Origin of the sequence: Runella sp. (genome assembly GCF_965279615.1) — a bacterium.
GTDB lineage: Bacteria > Bacteroidota > Bacteroidia > Cytophagales > Spirosomataceae > Runella.
In genome coordinates, this window is the sequence record NZ_OZ257252.1 from 6,905,463 (window position 1) to 6,925,604 (window position 20,142).

The 20,142-nt window shown below is 39.6% G+C and carries 17 protein-coding genes and 1 pseudogene; 12 read left to right on the top strand and 6 right to left on the bottom strand.

The window, feature by feature from the left end; all coding sequences use genetic code 11:
* Positions 1-236 precede the first annotated feature (236 nt).
* The 3 genes from ACQY73_RS29035 to ACQY73_RS29045 all read right to left on the bottom strand — a co-directional run bounded on the left by ACQY73_RS29035 (position 237) and on the right by ACQY73_RS29045 (position 5,628).
* On the bottom strand, positions 237-1,427 hold the full coding sequence (locus ACQY73_RS29035) for a hypothetical protein (protein ID WP_428657683.1): 1,191 nt from the start codon (positions 1,425-1,427) through the stop codon (positions 237-239).
* Positions 1,428-1,568: 141 nt separating this feature from the next.
* A complete protein-coding gene (locus tag ACQY73_RS29040) occupies positions 1,569-3,623 on the bottom strand; it encodes an ATP-binding protein (protein WP_428657684.1) in 2,055 nt (684 codons plus the stop codon).
* Between the two features lie 103 nt (positions 3,624-3,726).
* Complete coding sequence (locus ACQY73_RS29045) at positions 3,727-5,628, bottom strand: ATP-binding protein (RefSeq protein ID WP_428657685.1); 1,902 nt, start codon at positions 5,626-5,628, stop codon at positions 3,727-3,729.
* Positions 5,629-6,991: 1,363 nt separating this feature from the next.
* On the opposite strand from ACQY73_RS29045, the gene ACQY73_RS29050 reads away from it, so the two are divergent.
* The 3 genes from ACQY73_RS29050 to ACQY73_RS29060 all read left to right on the top strand — a co-directional run bounded on the left by ACQY73_RS29050 (position 6,992) and on the right by ACQY73_RS29060 (position 9,277).
* Positions 6,992-7,750 carry a LytR/AlgR family response regulator transcription factor gene (locus ACQY73_RS29050; protein ID WP_428657686.1) on the top strand — a complete coding sequence of 253 codons (759 nt, stop codon included), beginning with the start codon at positions 6,992-6,994 and terminating at the stop codon, positions 7,748-7,750.
* Between the two features lie 142 nt (positions 7,751-7,892).
* Positions 7,893-8,726 carry a helix-turn-helix domain-containing protein gene (locus ACQY73_RS29055; RefSeq protein WP_428657687.1) on the top strand — a complete coding sequence of 278 codons (834 nt, stop codon included), beginning with the start codon at positions 7,893-7,895 and terminating at the stop codon, positions 8,724-8,726.
* A 2-nt stretch (positions 8,727-8,728) separates the two neighbouring features.
* Positions 8,729-9,277, top strand: a complete 549-nt coding sequence (locus ACQY73_RS29060) for a helix-turn-helix domain-containing protein (RefSeq protein ID WP_428657688.1) — start codon at positions 8,729-8,731, stop codon at positions 9,275-9,277.
* A 565-nt stretch (positions 9,278-9,842) separates the two neighbouring features.
* Here ACQY73_RS29060 and ACQY73_RS29065 read toward each other — a convergent pair.
* From ACQY73_RS29065 to ACQY73_RS29075, 3 genes and pseudogenes are all read right to left on the bottom strand, one after another.
* On the bottom strand, positions 9,843-10,148 hold the full coding sequence (locus ACQY73_RS29065) for a hypothetical protein (protein ID WP_428668605.1): 306 nt from the start codon (positions 10,146-10,148) through the stop codon (positions 9,843-9,845).
* Between the two features lie 18 nt (positions 10,149-10,166).
* Positions 10,167-10,253: pseudogene (locus ACQY73_RS29070) on the bottom strand (hypothetical protein); the annotation flags it as partial.
* Positions 10,225-10,626, bottom strand: a complete 402-nt coding sequence (locus ACQY73_RS29075) for a DUF4145 domain-containing protein (RefSeq protein WP_428668554.1) — start codon at positions 10,624-10,626, stop codon at positions 10,225-10,227. The pseudogene ACQY73_RS29070 and the gene ACQY73_RS29075, both read right to left, overlap by 29 nt.
* A gap of 714 nt (positions 10,627-11,340) precedes the next feature.
* On the opposite strand from ACQY73_RS29075, the gene ACQY73_RS29080 reads away from it, so the two are divergent.
* From ACQY73_RS29080 to ACQY73_RS29120, 9 genes are all read left to right on the top strand, one after another.
* Positions 11,341-12,705 carry a tyrosine-type recombinase/integrase gene (locus ACQY73_RS29080; RefSeq protein ID WP_428657689.1) on the top strand — a complete coding sequence of 455 codons (1,365 nt, stop codon included), beginning with the start codon at positions 11,341-11,343 and terminating at the stop codon, positions 12,703-12,705.
* Positions 12,706-12,726: 21 nt separating this feature from the next.
* Positions 12,727-13,632: a hypothetical protein gene (locus ACQY73_RS29085; RefSeq protein ID WP_428657690.1), complete on the top strand. Its 906-nt coding sequence runs from the start codon at positions 12,727-12,729 to the stop codon at positions 13,630-13,632.
* A gap of 147 nt (positions 13,633-13,779) precedes the next feature.
* A complete protein-coding gene (locus tag ACQY73_RS29090; protein WP_428657691.1) occupies positions 13,780-14,040 on the top strand; it encodes a helix-turn-helix domain-containing protein in 261 nt (86 codons plus the stop codon).
* Between the two features lie 53 nt (positions 14,041-14,093).
* Positions 14,094-15,680, top strand: coding sequence for a YfjI family protein (locus ACQY73_RS29095; protein ID WP_428657692.1), 1,587 nt, complete (start codon positions 14,094-14,096; stop codon positions 15,678-15,680).
* An 82-nt stretch (positions 15,681-15,762) separates the two neighbouring features.
* Entirely contained in the window at positions 15,763-16,800 is a 1,038-nt protein-coding gene (locus ACQY73_RS29100; protein WP_428657693.1) for a BT4734/BF3469 family protein, read from the top strand.
* Between the two features lie 82 nt (positions 16,801-16,882).
* Positions 16,883-17,179 carry a hypothetical protein gene (locus ACQY73_RS29105; RefSeq protein WP_428657694.1) on the top strand — a complete coding sequence of 99 codons (297 nt, stop codon included), beginning with the start codon at positions 16,883-16,885 and terminating at the stop codon, positions 17,177-17,179.
* 338 nt (positions 17,180-17,517) lie between these two features.
* On the top strand, positions 17,518-17,829 hold the full coding sequence (locus tag ACQY73_RS29110; protein ID WP_428657695.1) for a helix-turn-helix domain-containing protein: 312 nt from the start codon (positions 17,518-17,520) through the stop codon (positions 17,827-17,829).
* Between the two features lie 10 nt (positions 17,830-17,839).
* The gene (locus ACQY73_RS29115) at positions 17,840-18,919 is read left to right on the top strand and encodes a DNA cytosine methyltransferase (protein WP_428657696.1); all 1,080 of its coding nucleotides are present in this window, start codon (positions 17,840-17,842) and stop codon (positions 18,917-18,919) included.
* Positions 18,906-20,141, top strand: coding sequence for a DNA cytosine methyltransferase (locus ACQY73_RS29120; protein ID WP_428657697.1), 1,236 nt, complete (start codon positions 18,906-18,908; stop codon positions 20,139-20,141). Before ACQY73_RS29115 ends, ACQY73_RS29120 begins: the two co-directional genes overlap by 14 nt.
* Position 20,142: the final 1 nt, after the last annotated feature.

Genomic DNA, 20,142 nt, shown 5'->3' on the forward strand with positions numbered 1-20,142 from the left:
AAAGCGCCTGATTTTCGGCCTTGGAATCAGTTTTCAAAAAAGCATACAGCAGGAAAGGAAAGGATGCTCTCCCTGTTTGAAGGCCAAGATGGGGGAATTAGAACAGAAAAAAGCCGCGTGCCCTTGCACAATTTTCATGCCATATTGAAAACAATGGGCGCCTAAAGCGTGATGGCGGTGGCAAATTATCAAAATAGCCGAATGAAGACCATTAAGCTAAACAAGCTGAATAAACATCAATGGGAAACATTGCCCCAGGTTTCGGAAACCGATAGCTGCCTGATGAGCGGTCGTTTGGAATGGGGATTGTCGGTTTCTATTTTGCCAATATATAGGTACATCATGTTGGGTATTACTTCTTGGGTACCCGGGTTTTTACTCGGCAGGCATATGGTATCAAGGTACATTTTCAGGTTATACTCTTTTGGTTTTGGTATACGGTTCATACCATACAATCGAACGACCCTGACGGTGGCGTTGGGAGTAAAATAAGCGGCTAGCTGTTTCTTGATTTGGTAGCGTTGGAGCGTATCTTTGTTTTGGGCCAACGAATTGAGTAGCCCTCCTACTACTTTTATTGGAGCGGCCAAAGAATCAGGCCGCGCTTCTATTATAGTGCTGTAGGTACTGTCTTGGCAGGATTTAATTTCCAAAACGGGCGTTTGACTGATCGGCAGATCATTGAAATACCGATTTAGATAGTTAGAGGAGTAGGCATGGAGCTGCCGAAAAGAAACCTGCTTCAAAGCACTCGAATCCGACGGCATGAGCATCCGCTCAAAAGCACGAACAAGCGACTCGGTAAATAAAGGCGCACTGTGGTTTTTATTGACCCAAGAAGGCTCATAGGGCAGCGAGCTTCCCATTTTGACGATACCGCAATGCCCTGAAAACAGTTTTTGAACCACTTGCTGCCGATACGCCATCGAAGTACCCGGCGTGTCGGGTACTCGTTGGGATGAATGAATGCTTTGCGCGCTATATTCCGACAAAATCAAACCCAAATGCAGTTTTTGGGCTTTTTGTTTGGTTTCCAACCACCCCGCCACTTCATCTACCGAAAGCCCTTTGGCTGGGTTGTCTCGCAGCTTCCAGTTGGCAAAAAAGCCCTTGTTATTGGTGGGTGGAAGTCCATAGCCGGCATAATACATCACTACTATGTCTTTTGCGCCGGTCGGAAGGGAATCAATGGCTTGTTGAAGGTCTGTGGCGGTAAATTTTTGCTTTGATAGGTGCATTACCTCCATTTTATAGCCCAACCCCCACGCTGCGATTTCTAAGATTTGAAGCATATCGGCTTCGCTTCGCAGTTGCAGTAAGCCAAACTCAGGATCTTCGTTTTCGACAACAAATAGTACGTGCAGTTTTTGGGCCTGAAGGGATAGGGTGATGAACAAAGCGCCAAAAAGTGTCAATAGGTATTTCATATTTTGACCATTTCAGCCGTTTTCCAACAAGAATCATTCCGATGGTTTAGCCAAATCATCATACTATTTATCGCTTTTGTTTTTCTGCTTCAAAGATTCGTTTTTAGCAAGTTAAAAACGAAAGGGGGGGGCGGTGTGTTTTTAAGCCTTCAAAGCTAATTGAAAACACGTGCCTTTTCCAACTTTACTTTCTACGGTCAGCGCAGCCTTATTTTTTTGCACAAAATGATGAATTAATACCATTCCCAGCCCCAGTCCGTATCTTCCTACTTCAGGTTTGATTTTCCCCGCAAATACTTGTTGCAGGTATCGTAGTTGCTCAGGGGCAATTCCTTCGCCGGTGTCGGCGATTATGATAGAATGTTGAAGTTTACCTTCTTCACTGCTACGGCTGCTTACCGTAATTTCTCCACCGCCGGGTGTATGTTTCAGGGCATTGTCGAGTAGATTGCGGACGGCCATTTCGAATCCTTTTTGATTGGCTTTCAGGAGCAGAGAAGAAGGCAATACCATCGCTAACGACACCCCCTTTGCTTCGGCAAAAGGAAGGTAATGATTACATACCATTTGTAAAGAGGCAACGGCATCGAATGCATCGGGCTGTGCTACGGGTTCATTGATAAAATACTGACTTTTCCCCCATTCAAACAGGTTATTAAGGAGCAGATCAGTTTGTTGTCTCATATTTTCAATTTGCCGGATGACTTTATCCAATTCCTGTTTTTTACCCTCGCTGATAAGATGTTGCAGCAAGGTCCCCATTTCATTAAGGCTGTTCATGGGCGAGCGCAAATCGTGGGCAATGATGGTGTAGAATTTGTCACGGGCTTGCTGAAGAGACAACAACTCGTTGTTGGTTTTCTGAAGTTTTATTGAAAAAAGAAGGATGGTTCCAATCAAACCGAGGGCTACCAGCAAACCTCCAAACAAAAGTTTTTTTTGTGAGTCAGCCAGTTGGATGGCACTTTCTTTTTTATTGATCTCTATTTGCGTTTGGAGCAGTTTGGTGTTGCTTTCATTCGCTTGGTTTTCTAAGGCCAGGTTTTTTAAAGTGGCTTCGCGTTTTTCGGCATCATATTGTGCTTGTAGTAGTTTATTTCGGCTTTCAACTACCTGTTTTTCCAAGGAAATCCGTTTAAGTTCGGCCTCTTTTTCGGTAAAGGAGTATTTTTCTTTGAGGTGAAACATGGCCAAACTCCGATCACTTTCAAAAATTATTGCATTCAGCCGATCATACTCTTCGTCTGCTTTTACACCTGCTTTCCAGTTGCCAATGTTATAGTAAGCCGTTTTCAACAATTTATAAATGTTTCGTTGTCGCCTGAAATCGGTAGGACTCGCTGTTTTAACCTCTTTGCCGGCTTTTTCTAAGGCAACTATGGCCTCATCAAATTTTTTTACTCGGATATAAGATCTTCCTAAGTTTTGATAGTCCAAATAGTCAGCCTTAATTTTAGGATGCCGGATGGTCTGCAAGGAGATATCAAGTGCTTTGTCATATTTGTTCAGATTGGCATATCCTTGTTGAAGGCTATGATAAATATAGCGCCGCATAAATTCACAATAGGGATATTTATCAATCATCTCAATGGCTTTATGGAACGCATCCAACATTTGGGGTTCGGTGGGTTGTTTTTCAAAATAAGGATCTACTGAAATGACATATCTATAATAGTAGTACTTATCAACAGGATTACTTGATTTTGTGGAGAGTGTAATCAGTTTGTTGAAATATTGTTTTGCTAAATCTATATAGTTTTCCTCCACAGATAATCTTAATTGTCGATAGCAATAAAGCATTCCTGTCGTATCCTTATTTTTGGTGAAAATCTTTTCTGCTTTTATCAAATAATCATACGAAAGTGAATCTTCCTTCACGAAAGAATAATGCCGCCCCAGTATAAAATAGGCCATGGCTAAATCAATTTGCGATTTTTGTTTAGCCGCCAACTGTACGATTTGCTTCGTTTTCTGTATGTCCATGGGGGCATCCCAATTTTGTTTTCCCAATTTGGTCGCAATCAATAAATGCAGGGATTGGCTTGAATTAGGGTTAATATTGCCTTTTACATTTTTCAAACTATCCGGATTGGACGCAGCAATGAGATAATCATGAAAAGTCGTAAAGGATTTGTTTTGGGTATAAGCTAACTCGATGGTACAAGCAAAAAAAACGAAGAGAACAATGTATTTCATAACTTGATGATTTGAAAATTCGAAAGGCTTTCTATTTCATCGAACAGGCCTTTCCGTGCTATTTGAGAAGTTTATTTCATAAAGCACCTATCGACTCGGGATTTTAAGCCTCCCAAACTGCGCTGAAACAAGACCCCGTGCCTAATTCGCTCGCTATGTGAAGTTTAACCTTGTTTTTTTGCACAAAATTATAGACTAATATCATTCCCAGCCCCAGTCCGTATCTTCCTACTTCAGGTTTGATTTTCCCCGCAAATACTTGTTGCAGGTATCGTAGTTGCTCAGGGGCAATTCCTTCGCCGGTGTCGGCGATTATGATAGAATGTTGAAGTTTACCTTCTTCACTGCTACGGCTGCTTACCGTAATTTCTCCACCGCCGGGTGTATGTTTCAGGGCATTGTCGAGTAGATTGCGGACGGCCATTTCGAATCCTTTTTGATTGGCTTTCAGGAGCAGAGAAGAAGGCAATACCATCGCTAACGACACCCCCTTTGCTTCGGCAAAAGGAAGGTAATGATTACATACCATTTGTAAAGAGGCAACGGCATCGAATGCATCGGGCTGTGCTACGGGTTCATTGATAAAATACTGACTTTTCCCCCATTCAAACAGGTTATTAAGGAGCAGATCAGTTTGTTGTCTCATATTTTCAATTTGCCGGATGACTTTATCCAATTCCTGTTTTTTACCCTCGCTGATAAGATGTTGCAGCAAGGTCCCCATTTCATTAAGGCTGTTCATGGGCGAGCGCAGGTCGTGGGCAATGATGGTGTAGAATTTGTCACGGGCTTGCTGAAGAGACAACAACTCCTTGTTGGTTTTCTGAAGTTTTATTGAAAAATAAAGCACGATTCCAACCAACGCAAGGGCTACCAGCAAGCCTCCAAACAAAAGTTTTTTTTGTGAGTCAGCTATTTTCTTTTCTAAAGCAAGTCTTTTGATCTCCGCTTCCTTATCGACAAATGAATATTTTTCCCGAAGGTGAAACATGGCCAAATTACGGTCATTGTCATGAATCAAGCCGCTAAGCCTATCAAATTCTTCATCTGCCTGTATGCTCGCTTTTAGATCCCCTGCTTCATAATACGCTTTTTTTAAAAATAAATAGATAGTCCTTTGTCGTATGAGCGCCATTGGCCTTTCTATTTTAATGCGCTTTGCCGCTTCTTCTAAAGCTACGATGGCCTTGTCATATTTTTTTACAAAGAAGTAGGCTTTGCCTAAGTATTGATAATCCATAAAATCTATTTTTTTGTTTGTATCGTGCATCACCTTCAAGGCAAACTCAAGCACTTTATCATACTTTTTCTTATGTAAATAGCCTTCCTGAATGTTTTTATATACGTTGGCTCGGATGTACTCAAAATGAGGGTATTTGTCAATAATTTCGATCGTCTTTCTCAGTGCTTCCGCCATTTGAAGTTCCGTTGGCTGAGTCTCAAAATAAGGGTCGCACGCCATAATAAGTAAGTAATACATATAATTGTCTATGGGATACTTTGATTGTTGACTAAGAGTAACAACCCTGTCAAAGTAAAATTTTGCCAATTCCTTATAGATTCTTTTCGTATGGACTTGTAAGAGTTTGGAACAATGAATTATTCCCGTGGTATCATTTTCTGCTGTAAAAATTTTTTCTGCCTTTGTCAAATAACTATAAGAAAGAGAGTCGTCTTGGTCAATGGTATATTCTCTTCCCAGTATGTAATAAGCCATAGCTAACCCAATCTGCGATTTTTGTTTTGAAGCAAGCGGGATGATTTCTTTCACTTTTTGCTTATTGATTGTATCATAAGCATTTTGTTTACCAAACTCAAGCGCAATCAATAAGTGCAGGTATTGGCTTGAATGAGGACTGATTGACGTCGAGTTAATCACTTTTTTCAAACTGTCCGGATGGGCCGCAGGAATGAGATAATCACGAAAAGTCTTAAAAGAGTTGTTTTGTGTATATCCGGACCCAACAAGATAAATCAAAAAGATAAAAGTAATAGTGTAATTCATTAAGTTATGTTTTTTTAAGCATCCACAACCGAACATGACCCTATGCCGACCTCGTTGATTATACGTATGGCAGACGGGTTTGGTTGCCTGTTTTTTCGATACTGCCTTAATAAATCTACCTTTAGGGATGCATTTCGGGCAGTATTAAGCATATTTCTCAGAATAATAACAAAAATGTTTGGGTCAATCCTGAGTTCTAACGCGTCGGGCATTTTTATGGACATCACTCCGGTCCTTTGGCTTCGGCCAATGTTTTGCGGCTATTGTATAACACATTAACTGACGGCGCGGTATCAATCATTTGTGCTTTGGTGATGACTTCATAGTTGCCTGACTTTCTCCATTCGATCAGTTTATTGAGTAGCTGAGTCTGCTGTCTTTTACTTTATTGGATGACTTTATACAGTTCCTGTTTCTTTCCTTCCCGGATGAGATGCCCTGCGACGTTGGGGCTGTTCATGTGCGTATTCAGGTTGTGCCGATGGTATCTTTGGCAGGTTCAAAAAAGCAAAGGCTTAGTTAAGATGAAAAAACGCCGAAGAATAATCAGAAGTTTTGGCAGCCGGGCCTAAGAGGGTATGATACATGACGGATGGCATACTGTTGTTGAGTGGAAAGGCTTATTATGGTTTTGAGGTCTACCCAAATTGATCACTTACCGCAAAACGACTGTATTTGAGCCCTATCAGTTCGTGGAAAAACTTTTTGATAGTTTCGGTGAGCATAGATAGTTTTTTCTAAGGCCTCGGGGGATAACAAATAATAATCTCTGAAAGAGCTGTAGATGCCGTTGTCTTGTCTTCGAACAGAATGTAGAAACAGGTAATTCAAAAACAACAAAAAGCCCGTCATTAGGCTTTTAGATAATCTTGTAAAACACAGTGACATAATTTATTGATTTGTGAATTAGGGAAAGTTTTACATGCCTATAGATATTGTCCGATAAGTATATTTTTAACTTAAAAACCGCTATCCAAATTCATCTTTGTTAAATATATTCTTTGGATCAAGGATGGGGCAAGAGGATAATAGTCCATATAAATATCATTAATGATGTAGGAAGCAGATAGAAACTGCTAATTATATCATAACATTCAAAGTGATGCACTACAGTGCTGCAATGAAGCCTGATGGCACGTTTTACAACTGAGATACTTTTGTTCAATTTGGATCAAAAATAGCTGTATATTTTTACAACGACACTGACAACGAATTAGCCAAAACGTTTTTTTAACTTACCAAAAACGGCATATTTTTTTACCTACATAGATTAAAACGGCCTCGGCTCTATTTTTATGCCTCCTAACTCTGACTAAATTAAACACCTTTAAAACATAATCTGCAATAAATTGTTTGAATAGGTATGAAAAATACCGTAAAAATACCAGTAAATGACATTGTAGTTGCAATGCTGGAAGATGACCCAATTGACCAGATAAAAATAGAAATTATGCTTGCCGAGCACATTTCTGCTCAATATAAATACCGATTAGTAGGTATTTATACGAAATTGGAAGATATGATTACGTATCTTAATGACCATAAGGTTGATTTGATTCTGTCGGATATAATGATTGAAAATAAACCTATTGGTATAGAGCTTCTCAAAATACTTAAGCATACTCACTTGCCGATCGTACTGATGACCACTTCCCAAGACCAAAAGCTGTTTTTGGAGTCACAAAAGTATCTCAGCGTTCATTACCTGATTAAACCTTTTCATGCTATTACGCTTCAATCGGCCATCGAAAAAACGTTGGAAGCTCACCAAAAAAGTAAACAATATGACTTTGTAGATAAGAAGTACCTGTACCTGAGCAGTAAGGCAGGGCATCAGGATCAGGTTTGGTTTGCGGAAATTATATACATTGAAGCCGACGACAGCCATTGTTACATCCATACATCTGCCAAAAAGTATGTGCTGAAAAAGTCGTTAAGTAAATTGTTGGGAGAAGATTTAAACGATCAGTTTATTCGTATTCATCATAAATATGCGGTCAATAAATTACATATCCGTCAATTGGAAACAGATACTGTTCAGGTAACCGAGCTATTGGTTCTTCCCATCGGGAGAAGTTTTAAAAAAGAGCTCAAGTCAACCCTAAAATATCATATAGATTAGCGGTAATATATCCATACTATATATACCAAAACAATACAATTGCCACCTAAAAAAAGCCGTTTACCCTATTTTTAGCTGTTCAGTTCATAAATGAGCATCAAGATATACCATTTTTGGATTCGTTATATACCGTACGATACTCATGGACAATATAAAATTAGATTATCGGTTTGCTTCTATTGTAAAAAATACTCCTGATGAATCAAGCGGAGTAAGTGTTAAAAACAACCTTAAATTGTACGATTTTGGGTCAAACTATGCTTATTTTTTTTCCATATTATCCGAAAACGATATAGATTTACGTGCCTTAACTGCCACTTTTCAAAGTATTACTCAAGGTAATTATTGTCTAATAAGCATCATTTATGACCAAGGGCGACCATTTGTGGTAGGGATTCGCACGGATTGGCTTACTGATCAGGTCGGATATCTCTCCTCAAACTTGGATGACATTATCCTTAAAGTACTGAGTAATTGGAACAATCAACACAGTCTGTTCACTTTAAGCCATTCAATATTCCACAAAGAATATCAGCGGGCGGTCAATCCTGACTTGCTGGCCAAAAGCTACTTTCTTCAGCTTATCCTTCTTTTTATAGATGATGTACACACACAAATTTTAAGCAAAACTGCGAAGGATTTCAAGGAAATAGATTTACGAAGGATTAAAGAGGTGGAGGCGAAAATAACGTATGATTTTAAGAAAGCCACTCCTTCAATCAACGTAATGGCAAAAATGGCCGGAATGAGTGTAAGTAAATTTAAAAATTTATTCTACGAATTGTACGCAACAACCCCTCATCAATACATTGTAGATAAAAAAATGAAGTATGCCAAGGGGCTTCTTCAAACAGGTAAGTATTCGATTACCCAAGTAGCCTATCAAGTTGGGTATCACCATCCATCGGGTTTTACGCGTGTATTTAAGCAAAAATTCAATCATTCACCCAATACTTCCTACTTTGAAATAGCATGACCATGAGCCAACCCCCTTCGACTGTTGAATTTGTGGTTCCGGCCGAAAACGCCCATATAGTAGTAATGCTGTTGCTTTCCAATAAGCTTACTTTTACGCTGACCTCTTCAGATCAAACCGAAAATACCCAGAAAACGATTGTGTCTCCTCCCGATATACCCGACGAACCAAAAGCCGACCCTGTGTATGTTTCAAAGGCACCATTGACCTCTAATTTGGCAGTCATAGAATCTATTTGCTTAAAATACATTACTATGAATATCGAACAGTCTATCCCAAATGAAGCGCAAATTGCAGCGGAATTCGGGATTAGCCCCATGACGTTAAAAAATGGATTTAAGGCTATCTATGGAAAGCCTTTTTATCAGTTGTACATGGGAAAAAGAATAGAGCACGCAAAAATGTTACTCTTAAAGGGATACAAATCGGCTGAAATAGCCGAACGGTTTGGGTATTCGCATGCCACCAAATTCGGCCAAGTTTTCCAAAAACATGTCGGGCTAACGCCTAAGCAATTTCAGATAAATCATCAGAGAAGAGCAAGCGGGTGATGTTGTAAAGTGAAAAGGCAGGCCTCTTCTATAAGAAATGGTTTGCCCAAAGGGTGTATTTACTGTATTAATTCGCCGTTTTCAACCCTTAATCGCCTTGATCCCGGCAACATATTATCCATAATGCGAGCAAGTAAACACCTGTTCTATTATTTCTCAACGTTGATTTCGGGCATTTCGCCCACTTTAGACAATCCCCTGCCTCGACCGGAATCCGGCTCCAATTGATTTTTGTGGACTTTCTTAACCATAACATTGATTGGAGTGGCAGGGGTAGTCTATCGGTGGAGGAGAGCATTCTTGACAAATAATGCACTTAATGGACTAACATCTTTATAGGAAAAAACCCCTCTGAGACATTAACAGCCATGTATCTTTTTACTAATTCAGGAAGCAACTCTGTGACAACATGTTGCAGACGCACTACTTTATCTCTGTGTTTCTCCGGAAATCCATAACAAAAGCTGACCGTGTTTCACGACGCTCATAACCATGAAATGGTTCGTGTAAATAACGGTTGGTGCCTGAAGTATAGACGTTATCTCTTTCAAAAATGGATATTTGACTACCTTTGGAACTCCATAGGTGATTTTATTTTGATGAACTGATTCAATGATTTGGCGGCGGCTCCCCCCTCGCTAAAACACCAATTCAATCTGATCGTTTTTTTTTCTTTCTTCTTACCGCCTTTGGCTGTCTCCGCTTTGATTTTTTGGAGCAGCACCGAGGCGGGCTCATTGGTTGGGTCTTGGGGAACCAACTCTCCCCGAAAGGCTTTGCCCAATAACGCCTGCGGCAGTTTTTCGATCTTGGCTTTCAACGACTCGTACTGCGCTTCGAGCGCATCCGCCTGCGCAAATAAAGTTTCCACCCGCTTGACGATTTCCTGTTGCCCTTTTAACGATGGTAATTTAATAGGCAGACTGATTAATGTAGACTGATTAATTTTAGGTATGTTGCCTGTAGTACCAGTCACCCTTTCCCTTAAATAATTCCTTGACTGGTTGCATGATAAGGTATAATACAAATGTATAATACCATTTGCCAATCAAAAATACGGACTCCAACGCTTCTTTCGCATCTTTCAGTGAACCTTTACTGTCATGTACGGCGGCATTTCCTTTCTTTTTCAGCAGAAAAAGCATGTCTTTCACCACCGTTGGCACAATATCCTCTTCCGACAGCATCACCAATTGGTTATGAAACGAATTGTCGCGGGGAAATTCGAGGGCGTGTTCTTCAAAAAGCAGTTGTGTTAACCTATCTCCAAACAGCCGAAGTTTGGAAAGGCAATAAACGGGGTCCCGATGCAGGTAATTTTCGGCGGAAACCCCGATATTGAAGAGAATAGGAAATTCATCTTTAAGAAAGGAAAAGTTGGAATCTAAACTCTTGGCGGTGGTAAACGTTGAGCTATTCGTTTATTTTCTGATTGGAACGATGCTTCGGCAATTTACACAAAAGTTGCCCGGGCCATAGTGTCGGATCATAGATTTTGAAAAAATAAAGAAGCATCACCGCCAACGGCACTGTCAGAGCCGGAACCGGTTCGATTAAGGGGTATATGAACCGAGAGCTGACTTCTAAAATACTTGAATTGGGGAGGGATATTGAGGTAATTGCTCCTTTAGAGTGAAGAAAACAGATTGCTGACAATCTAAAAAAATCTCTGCAAAAGTATGATACAGGTGAATGTTTGCAGGCTGGCTTTAATCCGAGGTAATTACAATGCTGCAATCTTTGGGGCATAGTGTAGGCTTAAACTATTCTATGATTGTTTAAACCAACTAAAAAAGCACTTACATTTTTTAGTTGTAAGTGCTTGATTTTCAGATGTCGGGATAGCGGGATTTGAACCCACGACCCCTTGCCCCCCAGACAAGTCCATATAGTTTTTGATGGTTTTTGCTATTTGTCAAATATCTGATAATTATATTGATAAACAGTCATTTATGAGAAATAACTTATTGTTGTTTATTGCTGTTATGCGTTGATTCTGTATCTTTGTGGTGCAAGTTGTGGTGCAAGTAGATTTAGTTGCACCACAGAAAACACCTCAAAACATGGCAACTGTAAATCTATTTTTCGATACCCGCGCTACTGCTGAAAACGAAGGAATCATTAAAGTGGTTATTACTCATAACCGGATAAAACGCCTTTATACGACGGGCATTAAAACCGATGCTGACCAATGGGAGTTTTTACCCAAAAAGGGGGAAAAGATAGATAACCGGGTAAAAGATGAAATACGGCTAAAGTTGTACCGTGACATTTACGATACTCCTAACGGGTACTACCGACGCGCTGAAAATATCGTTGAAAAATTAGGGCTAACCTTTGACTTTGACACTTTTAAGGACTTATACGATAATTGGGGTAAAGTAAAGAAAGTAGAAGCTGACAAAGTTGATTTGCTCAAAGCATTATCAACGAAATCAGAAACACTTTTGAAGAACGGACAAATCAGTCACGGCACTAACTTTGGAGCATTAGGAAAATCTCTTCAAAGGTTTGTAGCTTCACTCACTAAAAGCGAGTGCAAGGAATATGGCATAGGTAATGCCAAAACCCGCGATCTAATAACGCTGGAATACCGTCACGTAACGCCCGATTTTTTGAAGCACTATGAAGAATGGATGCTACACGAAGGTAAAGCCTTACAAAGCAAAAAAAGCAAGCCTGCCGGGGTAAGTGTAACAACCGTCAGCATTTATACGCGGGCATTACGGACACTGTACAATGAAGCCATAGAAGCGGGTATTATCGAACGTGCCTCTTATCCATTCAGTACACGGAAAGGAAGCGTTAACTATGTCATTCCTGAAAGTGAAAATATCAAGAAAGCGTTGAGCCGTAGCGACATTGATAATGTGAAAGCCTACCAACCCGAACCCGGTTCAATGGAACATCGAGCACACGACCTTTGGCTATTCAGCTACTATGGCAACGGCATGAATGTTGCCGACATTTGCCGATTGAGACGAACTAACCTAACTGCCGACTATATTCATTTTGAGCGAACCAAGACCAAAGCAAGCAACAAAAAGAAGCCGGTGGTTATTTCCGTCAAGATAAGCGAAGTAATGAGGCGAATTATAGACCTTTGGGGTAGTACTGACAAAAGCAAAAACGCCTACGTTTTCCCGTTCCTGAATAACGGTATGGATGCCAACAAACAAAAGCAGACCATTCACCAAGTTATCAAAATGACCAACAAGTACATGAAGCGGATAGGGGAAAAGCTGGGCATTGAGGGCGATTTAAACACCTATGCAGCCCGGCACAGTTTCGCCACCACGTTACAGCGTTCCGGCGCACCTATCAGTTTTATTCAAGGTCGTTTGGGGCATAAGAAATCAACCACTACCGAAACGTATTTGGCGGGGTTTGAGCCTGAACAGGAAGCAGAGTATTTGAGCGCTTTGTAAAAAATTAAGGCATGAAAGAAAATGGAAAATATTCAATACAAAAAGTTAGAATATATTTTGACTGATAAAGACTACCGAACCTCAAACGGTACACTTGTATTAGTTTGTGATGCTGAACTTTGGGAAAGGACAGGCATTATAGAGCCGACGCTTATAAGTATGACACCGATTAATTTTCAACCTGATGATTCTCTTTATTCTGCACGTGGGGAATGGGTAACAACAACCGAGCCATTTTGTATAGTTACTCCAAAAGAAGAATCAGAAAAGATAAAGCTACGGCAAAAAGAAATTTATTGGGAAATCGTAAATGAGTTTTTGGAGTGGTACAAAATAGAATTTTTGGCAGGGTTAAAAAACGCCCCCGATGAAAAAGGATTTTTGGAAAGTGAATTAGAGGATTGGAGAAATTATACCTTTCCACGTGAGGTAGTAAAAGGCCAAAGGTATTTTACTAAAATTGTTCCCCGATGCGTACAGGAGGTATATCCGATAATTAAAGGAATGAATACTAATGACCAACCCAAAGAAGAAGCGCGTTACCGATTCTTCAAATGGTTAAAAGAATATCAGTTATCTAACGAAATCCCCCCGCCCTTGAATAACTCAACGGATGCAAACCAAGAAGATAATAAGGGAGACCGAAAGAAAGACCCGTACAACGCCAAAGTAAAAGCTAAATTCTTTGAGTTGACTATTGACAGATTTGATAACAGAATCTTAAAAGAATCCTATAAAAACAATGACGATAAGTTTGAGGCGTACGCTAAAGCAATGAATGAGCATTTTGCCTTGTCTTTGGCCGCTGGAACATTAGAAAACAATTGGGGTAAAGGATTAAATAAAAGGGAGAAGGATCAGGTTGTAAAACTTCTAAAAGAATACAAACAAAACGATTTAGCCGTAAAATTCAGTTTAGAGCCGTGACCGTTATCGTGACTAATTTTTGAGAAAGCGCCCTTTGCCATTGTGTAACGGGCTTTTTTTGTTTGTTATCGTTACTACTTTCGTTACCACTCAATAATCGCCCATAGCCACACATGTAATTTCGTTCCGTAACAAAAAAATATGGACATGAATAATCCATTTGCAGAAATTTACGAACGATTGGGAAACATTGAGGGCTTCTTGTTGGCTCTAAATGAAAAACTCACCACCACCCCGCCACAGCCTACCGACGACAAACTGTACCTATCGGCCAAAGAAGCGGCTGAATTTATGGGTATCAAGCTACAAACTTTGTACCAGAACATTGAACGTGTGCCACACGTGAAGAAACACGGTAAGCTACTTTTTACCCGTGACGGTCTTATCAGTTACATAGAACAAAAATGAGTGACCGCCCCGGTAATCGCTCAAATACATTTATTCTATGAAATGATAATACCATGACAAATATACAGACACAGGCAAGCCGTACGGTTGAAATACATAAAGGTTTTGACCTTAACCAGGAGCACCCCGAACCACAGCCCATAAAAAAACCATTGCCCGATGTACAACCATTGCCCCCCGAAATTGTACCTGATGGTTTACGGGGTTGGTTGGTTGATATTGCGCACTCAAAGCAAGTACCACTTGATTTTCCAACAGCTACTGCACTAACTTTAATTAGCGGTTTAGTAGGGTCGCGATTGGGGATGAAACCAAAGCGAAGGGATGACTGGTTGGTAATTCCAAACCTTTGGGGAATGATTGTAGCGAAGCCTTCAATGATGAAAACGCCTGTTATCAATGATGTTTCCAAACCGCTCAAAAATTTGGAAATGGAGGCCGAAAAAGTATACAAAGCCGCTGTTAATAAATTTGGAGCGGCTACGGAAAGGCGAAAAATCCAAATTGAAAGAGTAAAAAAACAGTTGAAAGAAACCGATACACCCGAACTATTGGCTGAACTTGAATCATTGATGAGTGAAGATGAGGAAGTCCCCAAACGAAAGAGGTATTTGGTAAACGACACAACGATTGAAAAGTTAGGCGTTATCCACAACGAAAATCCCGCAGGACTTAACTTACTACGGGATGAGTTGGCAGGTTTATTGGCTTCGTGGGAAAAATCAGGGCACGAACAGGATAGGGCTTTTTTTTTGGAGGCATGGAACGGCAACGGCTCGATGCAGGTGGATAGAATTGGCCGCGCTTCGCTCTTTATCCCAAACCTTTGCCTTTCGGTTTTTGGGGGTATTCAGCCCGCGAAGTTAGCGGGGTACTTTCACAACGTAGTGAATGATTTTGGTAATGATGGAATGATACAGCGGTTTCAATTGGCTGTTTATCCCGATCCGTTACCTAATTGGGAATACATAGACCAATACCCTGATAAGGAGGCAAAAACAAAAGCCTATCGAATTTTTGAGCAATTGGCAACGTTCGACCCTGTTTATTTGGCTTGTGCAGATGAATACGAAGAACAGCCTTACATGAGGTTTACGGAGGATGCACAGCCGATTTTTAGGGTTTGGTTGGAATCCTTAGAAGCCAAAATACGGAGCAATGACTTACCGCCATTACTGGAAGAACATTTGGGTAAATATCGCTCGTTAGTTCCGTCTTTGGCCTTGATTTTTCATTTGATTGATTATGCTTCATTTACTGCTGATGAGAGTGCCAAACCAGAGCAATGCAGGCATGGCGTTTCATCTGATGCACTCCAAAAAGCTATCAAGTTTGCGGAATACTTAGAGAGTCACGCCAAAAGGATTTACTCAACCATGAGCGACAGCGGCCAACAAGCAGCCTATCAGTTAAGCAAAAGAATAGCGGAGGAGAAATTGACCGATGGGTTTACGGTTCGTGATATTCAGCAAAAAGGTTGGCATTTACTGACCAATAATAACCTGATTAATGAAGCCGTAGAAACCCTGATTTCTGCTGATTGGCTTACCGAAAATAAGCCTGATTGGACCGGAGGCCGCCCCCCCGCTTCAAGGTATTCTATTAATCCAAAAACGCGAGATTTTTATAAAAACGCGTAGGTATTGAACCTACCAAACCTACTAAAGCCCTTTTGTAGGTTTAGTAGGGTAGTGCTTTACGCATTTAAGCAAAAAAAACACTATGAACATACTGGACAACCCCGTTAGTATTTTCGCTAACTACAATTCACCGAACCACCCGAAAACGGTAACAATACGGCAATTTTTAACCTCAAAAAAATACCTATCCGAGGTAGAACGTATACGTGCCGCCAACGATAAAGCCGAACGGGACAGGCTAAAAGCAACCTTACCCGCAATTACTCCGAGTGGTGTTTTTTCGTACCGTGCCGCTGATGCGTTGGTAAAACATAGCGGGCTTATTTGTTTGGATATTGACTACAAAGGAAACGAGGCAATAGGAAACTTTTTTGAGTTAAAAGAGCAGTTGGTTAAAATTGATAACGTGGCCTTTTGCATAAAATCGGTATCAGACAAAGGCTACGCCGCTGGAATCCCAATAGCCTACACCGAACGCCACGGCCAACATTTTGACGCGCTCAAACGTGTCTTTTGGCAGCGGTTTGGATTGATAGTTGATAAATCGTGCCGTGATGTATCGCGGTTACGAGGCTACTCTTATGATGAGGATGTTTATTTGAACGATAACGCCAAAGTATTCACGCTGTACGATGAGCCTAAGAAAACTGCAAGTAATTACGTTCAACGTTCTTTAACATCTTACACGCAACAAAACGACTCTTTACAGGCTTCTTTGAAAATCATTCAAGACAGTAACGAAGGAGAGCGCCACAACGCGCTACTAAAAGCGGCTCGACTGGCAGGCGGTTACATTGCGGCCGGCCTATTGGATGAGGCGCATGCAGCAAACCAATTAGAAAATGAATTTGGCAGACGTGAGTTTGACAGCCGCTATAAGCCTGCTAAAACCATCCGTGACGGAATCGCATACGGCAAGTTAGAACCGATTAGAGAGCGAGAAACAGCGATAAAGAACCCCGCAACTTTGGGCTACCCGAAAGAATGGAACGACCCCGTGCCCGTGGGCTACATGCTGAAGCCGGTAGAGCATACCCCGCAAAGTTTAGGACTGATAAAAGCCGCCACGCCACCGTTGACGGAGCAAGATTTAATGAACCTACGGAGTATGACCCAATAAAGAATTTCCGTACACGATAAAAAAGAAGCCAAAAAACGCTATCACTATTTTTACTATCATTATTAAACCTGAATTTTCAATTATGGCCTATTTGAGTTCCACCAAAGACATAAAGCCCCGTGAATGGGTGAAAGTCAGAACCGCCACGCCAAACAAAGTGTCAAATACCCGGCGCGTAGAACGTACTTTAAAACTGATTGCCTATCTATCGGAATGGCGAAATTTTAAGGAGATAGCAACACATTTAGAGATACACTATAAAAGTGTTTTTCGGTACATGGATTTACTGATACAGTTTGGATTTATCGTTGAGCAGAACGGAAGCCCCCGGACACGTGTCCGGTTGGCAAACGTGAGGAAGTTTTTTAACGTAGAGTAGCAGAATCAAAGTATTTTTACACCCTATACGCACGCATAAGCTTTTTATCTTGGAATCATTAAGCGTATGTATGGTAGCAGAATCAAAGTATTTTCCGGGGTCAATACACGTGTGTATGGTAGCAGAATCAAAGATTTTAACCCGGTCATTACGCGCGCGCGTAAGGGCTTTTGATAATTTTTCTGGTTAAAAATAAAAAGTTATGAAAACTCTTATAGTGTTTACTGACTCTCGCTTGGTCAGATGTCACACTAATTATAAATGATTATTTAATAATGAATGAAAAGCTTTGAGGTTAATTGTTGGACTCATATATTTGGACATTAATTGACCAAAAAATGAAGTCCAACACTACTCAGACAACGGGTGAAATCATTCGTAAACTAAGAGAAGAGAGGAATCTTCCACTTAGAAAGATTGCAGCCTTACTTGATATGGATACTTCATTTTATAGTAAAATTGAGCGAAATAAAAGAAAAGCTACTAAAGAACATATTTATAAATTAGAAGACATTTTCAATTTGGAAAGGAATTTTTTAATGATTGTATTTTTAAGCGAAAAAATTTATAATGAAATATCTGAATTCACCTGTGCTGCGGAAGTTTTAAAAATTGCAGAGGAAAGAGTATTGAACGGGAAATTAAAATAATAATACAGTAATGCAAAACAAATTAAAAGTTATTGATCTTTTTTCTGGCTGTGGTGGCTTCTCTTATGGATTTGAATCAGCAGGTTTTCATGTTGTACTAGGAGTTGATAATGATAAAGCCGCATTGGATACATTCAAAGCCAATCATAAAAATTCTAAAATACTTTTAGCAGACCTTCATCAAGATAAAGCAATAGACGATATAATAAATGAAATCAAAGGTCATCAAATAGATGTAATTATCGCTGGTCCCCCATGTCAAGGCTTTTCATTAACAGGTGCCAGACAAAAGGATGATGACAGAAATAAATTATTTTACTCAGTATTTAAACTTGCTGAGAGAATCAACCCCAAAGCAATAATTATTGAAAATGTCCCCGGGCTTGCAACTCTTTACAATGGGCACGCTAAAGATGCTATTCTTGAGGAATTTGAGAGGTTAAATTTTACGAGCAACTACAAAGTATTATTTGCGCCAGATTATGAGGTTCCACAAATAAGAAAAAGAATTTTTTTCGTTGGACTAAATGCTCAGTTTGGGAAATTTGATTTTCCTAAAGAAGTTCTTACTCCTGATAGATATAATACTACATCTAATGCAATTTCAGATTTACCCGAAAGGGTCAATGAATATGGCAAAGAGGAAGATATTTATGACAAGCAGGCAGAAACGCAGTACCAACAAGCTATGAGAAATGGTTCAAAAATTTTATATAACCACGTTTCAACAAAACACACCGATCATGTAATAAATGTTATATCACAAGTTCCAGAAGGTGGAAACCATAAAGATTTGCCTCCAGGTGTAGGTGATAGTAGAAAATTTAATGAAGCATGGACAAGATACCACAGTAATAAACCTTCTAAGACTATTGATACTGGACATAGGAATCATTTTCATTATAAATATAATAGAGTGCCTACTGTTAGAGAAAATGCAAGGCTTCAATCATTTCCTGATAGCTTTATTTTTTTTGGGAACCGAACCCAACAAAATAAACAGGTAGGGAATGCGGTTCCTCCTTTACTAGGATTTCATATTGCTAAAAAATTATCAACTTATTTGAGTAAAAGTAATGAAGAAAATTAAACTTATTGATTTGTTCGCAGGTTGTGGTGGATTGTCAGACGGCTTTGAACAAACAGATTTATATGAAACAATTGCTTGTGTTGAATGGGAAAAAGAACCTTGTAAGACTTTAACAAAAAGACTGAAAAATAAATGGAAGTATGAAAATGCAAACGATATTGTATTTCACTTTGATATACAAAGAACAGATGAATTAATTAAGGGATGGAATAATGATCCCGTTTATAATTCACATATAGGGTTGGATTCAATTATCCAAAAACATGGGGGAATAGATTTATTAATAGGTGGTCCGCCATGTCAGGCCTACTCAATAGCTGGCAGAATACGAGATGCCAATGGAATGAATGATGATTATAGGAACTTTCTGTTTGAAAGTTATTTAAAAGTAGTTGATTATTTTCAGCCAAAGGCTTTTATCTTTGAAAACGTTCAAGGCCTTTTAAGTGCTACTCCTGGTGGTATATCTATAGTTGAAAGAATTACTGAGGCATTTAGAGAAAAGGGGTATGAAATAACAAATGATTTAAGAGCTAATGCTTTAATTGATTGTACAAGCTATGGGGTCCCGCAGGTGCGAAAAAGAGTTGTAATATTAGGTATAAATACTAAATCCATGAAAGCGCATCCACAGGTTGCATTGGACGATTTTTATAAATCAATCTTACCTAAATACAAATATTCCAAAGTTGTAACTGTAAGAGATGCAATCAATGATCTACCTAAGTTATTTCCATTAAAAGAAGTTGTAAAAATTAAGAGTAGGAAGTATTCACATACTTATGAAACATGTAAAATTGCAAACCATGATCCTCGGATGCATAATAAAAGAGATATTGAAACCTTTGAATTGTTGGCAAAAGATATAGAAAGTGGCCAGAATAAGTTTGCCTCAGCTGAATCTTTAAAAGAGCTGTATTTTGAAACTACTGGAAAACGTACAAATGTTCACAAATATCATGTACTAAAATGGGGTAAACCAAGTAATACTATTCCTGCTCATTTATATAAGGACGGTTTAAGACATATACATCCAGATTCGAGCCAAGCCCGAAGTATTACTGTACGTGAAGCAGCCAGACTTCAATCATTTGACGATGATTTTGAATTTACGGGAAGCCTTTCAGATCAGTATAAGATGATTGGAAATGCAGTACCTCCAAAATTTGCTAATGCTATTGCTTTAGCTCTGAGTGATTTTTCAAATAAATATTTTACATAAT

What these genes read in the sequence shown, in the direction of transcription:
- ACQY73_RS29035 (WP_428657683.1), bottom strand. Translation starts at nt 1,427, where the DNA reads ATGAAATACCTATTGACACTTTTTGGCGCTTTGTTCATCACCCTATCC.
- ACQY73_RS29040 (WP_428657684.1), bottom strand. Translation starts at nt 3,623, where the DNA reads ATGAAATACATTGTTCTCTTCGTTTTTTTTGCTTGTACCATCGAGTTA.
- ACQY73_RS29045 (WP_428657685.1), bottom strand. Translation starts at nt 5,628, where the DNA reads ATGAATTACACTATTACTTTTATCTTTTTGATTTATCTTGTTGGGTCC.
- ACQY73_RS29050 (WP_428657686.1), top strand. Translation starts at nt 6,992, where the DNA reads ATGAAAAATACCGTAAAAATACCAGTAAATGACATTGTAGTTGCAATG.
- ACQY73_RS29055 (WP_428657687.1), top strand. Translation starts at nt 7,893, where the DNA reads ATGGACAATATAAAATTAGATTATCGGTTTGCTTCTATTGTAAAAAAT.
- ACQY73_RS29060 (WP_428657688.1), top strand. Translation starts at nt 8,729, where the DNA reads ATGAGCCAACCCCCTTCGACTGTTGAATTTGTGGTTCCGGCCGAAAAC.
- ACQY73_RS29080 (WP_428657689.1), top strand. Translation starts at nt 11,341, where the DNA reads ATGGCAACTGTAAATCTATTTTTCGATACCCGCGCTACTGCTGAAAAC.
- ACQY73_RS29085 (WP_428657690.1), top strand. Translation starts at nt 12,727, where the DNA reads ATGGAAAATATTCAATACAAAAAGTTAGAATATATTTTGACTGATAAA.
- ACQY73_RS29090 (WP_428657691.1), top strand. Translation starts at nt 13,780, where the DNA reads ATGAATAATCCATTTGCAGAAATTTACGAACGATTGGGAAACATTGAG.
- ACQY73_RS29095 (WP_428657692.1), top strand. Translation starts at nt 14,094, where the DNA reads ATGACAAATATACAGACACAGGCAAGCCGTACGGTTGAAATACATAAA.
- ACQY73_RS29100 (WP_428657693.1), top strand. Translation starts at nt 15,763, where the DNA reads ATGAACATACTGGACAACCCCGTTAGTATTTTCGCTAACTACAATTCA.
- ACQY73_RS29105 (WP_428657694.1), top strand. Translation starts at nt 16,883, where the DNA reads ATGGCCTATTTGAGTTCCACCAAAGACATAAAGCCCCGTGAATGGGTG.
- ACQY73_RS29110 (WP_428657695.1), top strand. Translation starts at nt 17,518, where the DNA reads ATGAAGTCCAACACTACTCAGACAACGGGTGAAATCATTCGTAAACTA.
- ACQY73_RS29115 (WP_428657696.1), top strand. Translation starts at nt 17,840, where the DNA reads ATGCAAAACAAATTAAAAGTTATTGATCTTTTTTCTGGCTGTGGTGGC.
- ACQY73_RS29120 (WP_428657697.1), top strand. Translation starts at nt 18,906, where the DNA reads ATGAAGAAAATTAAACTTATTGATTTGTTCGCAGGTTGTGGTGGATTG.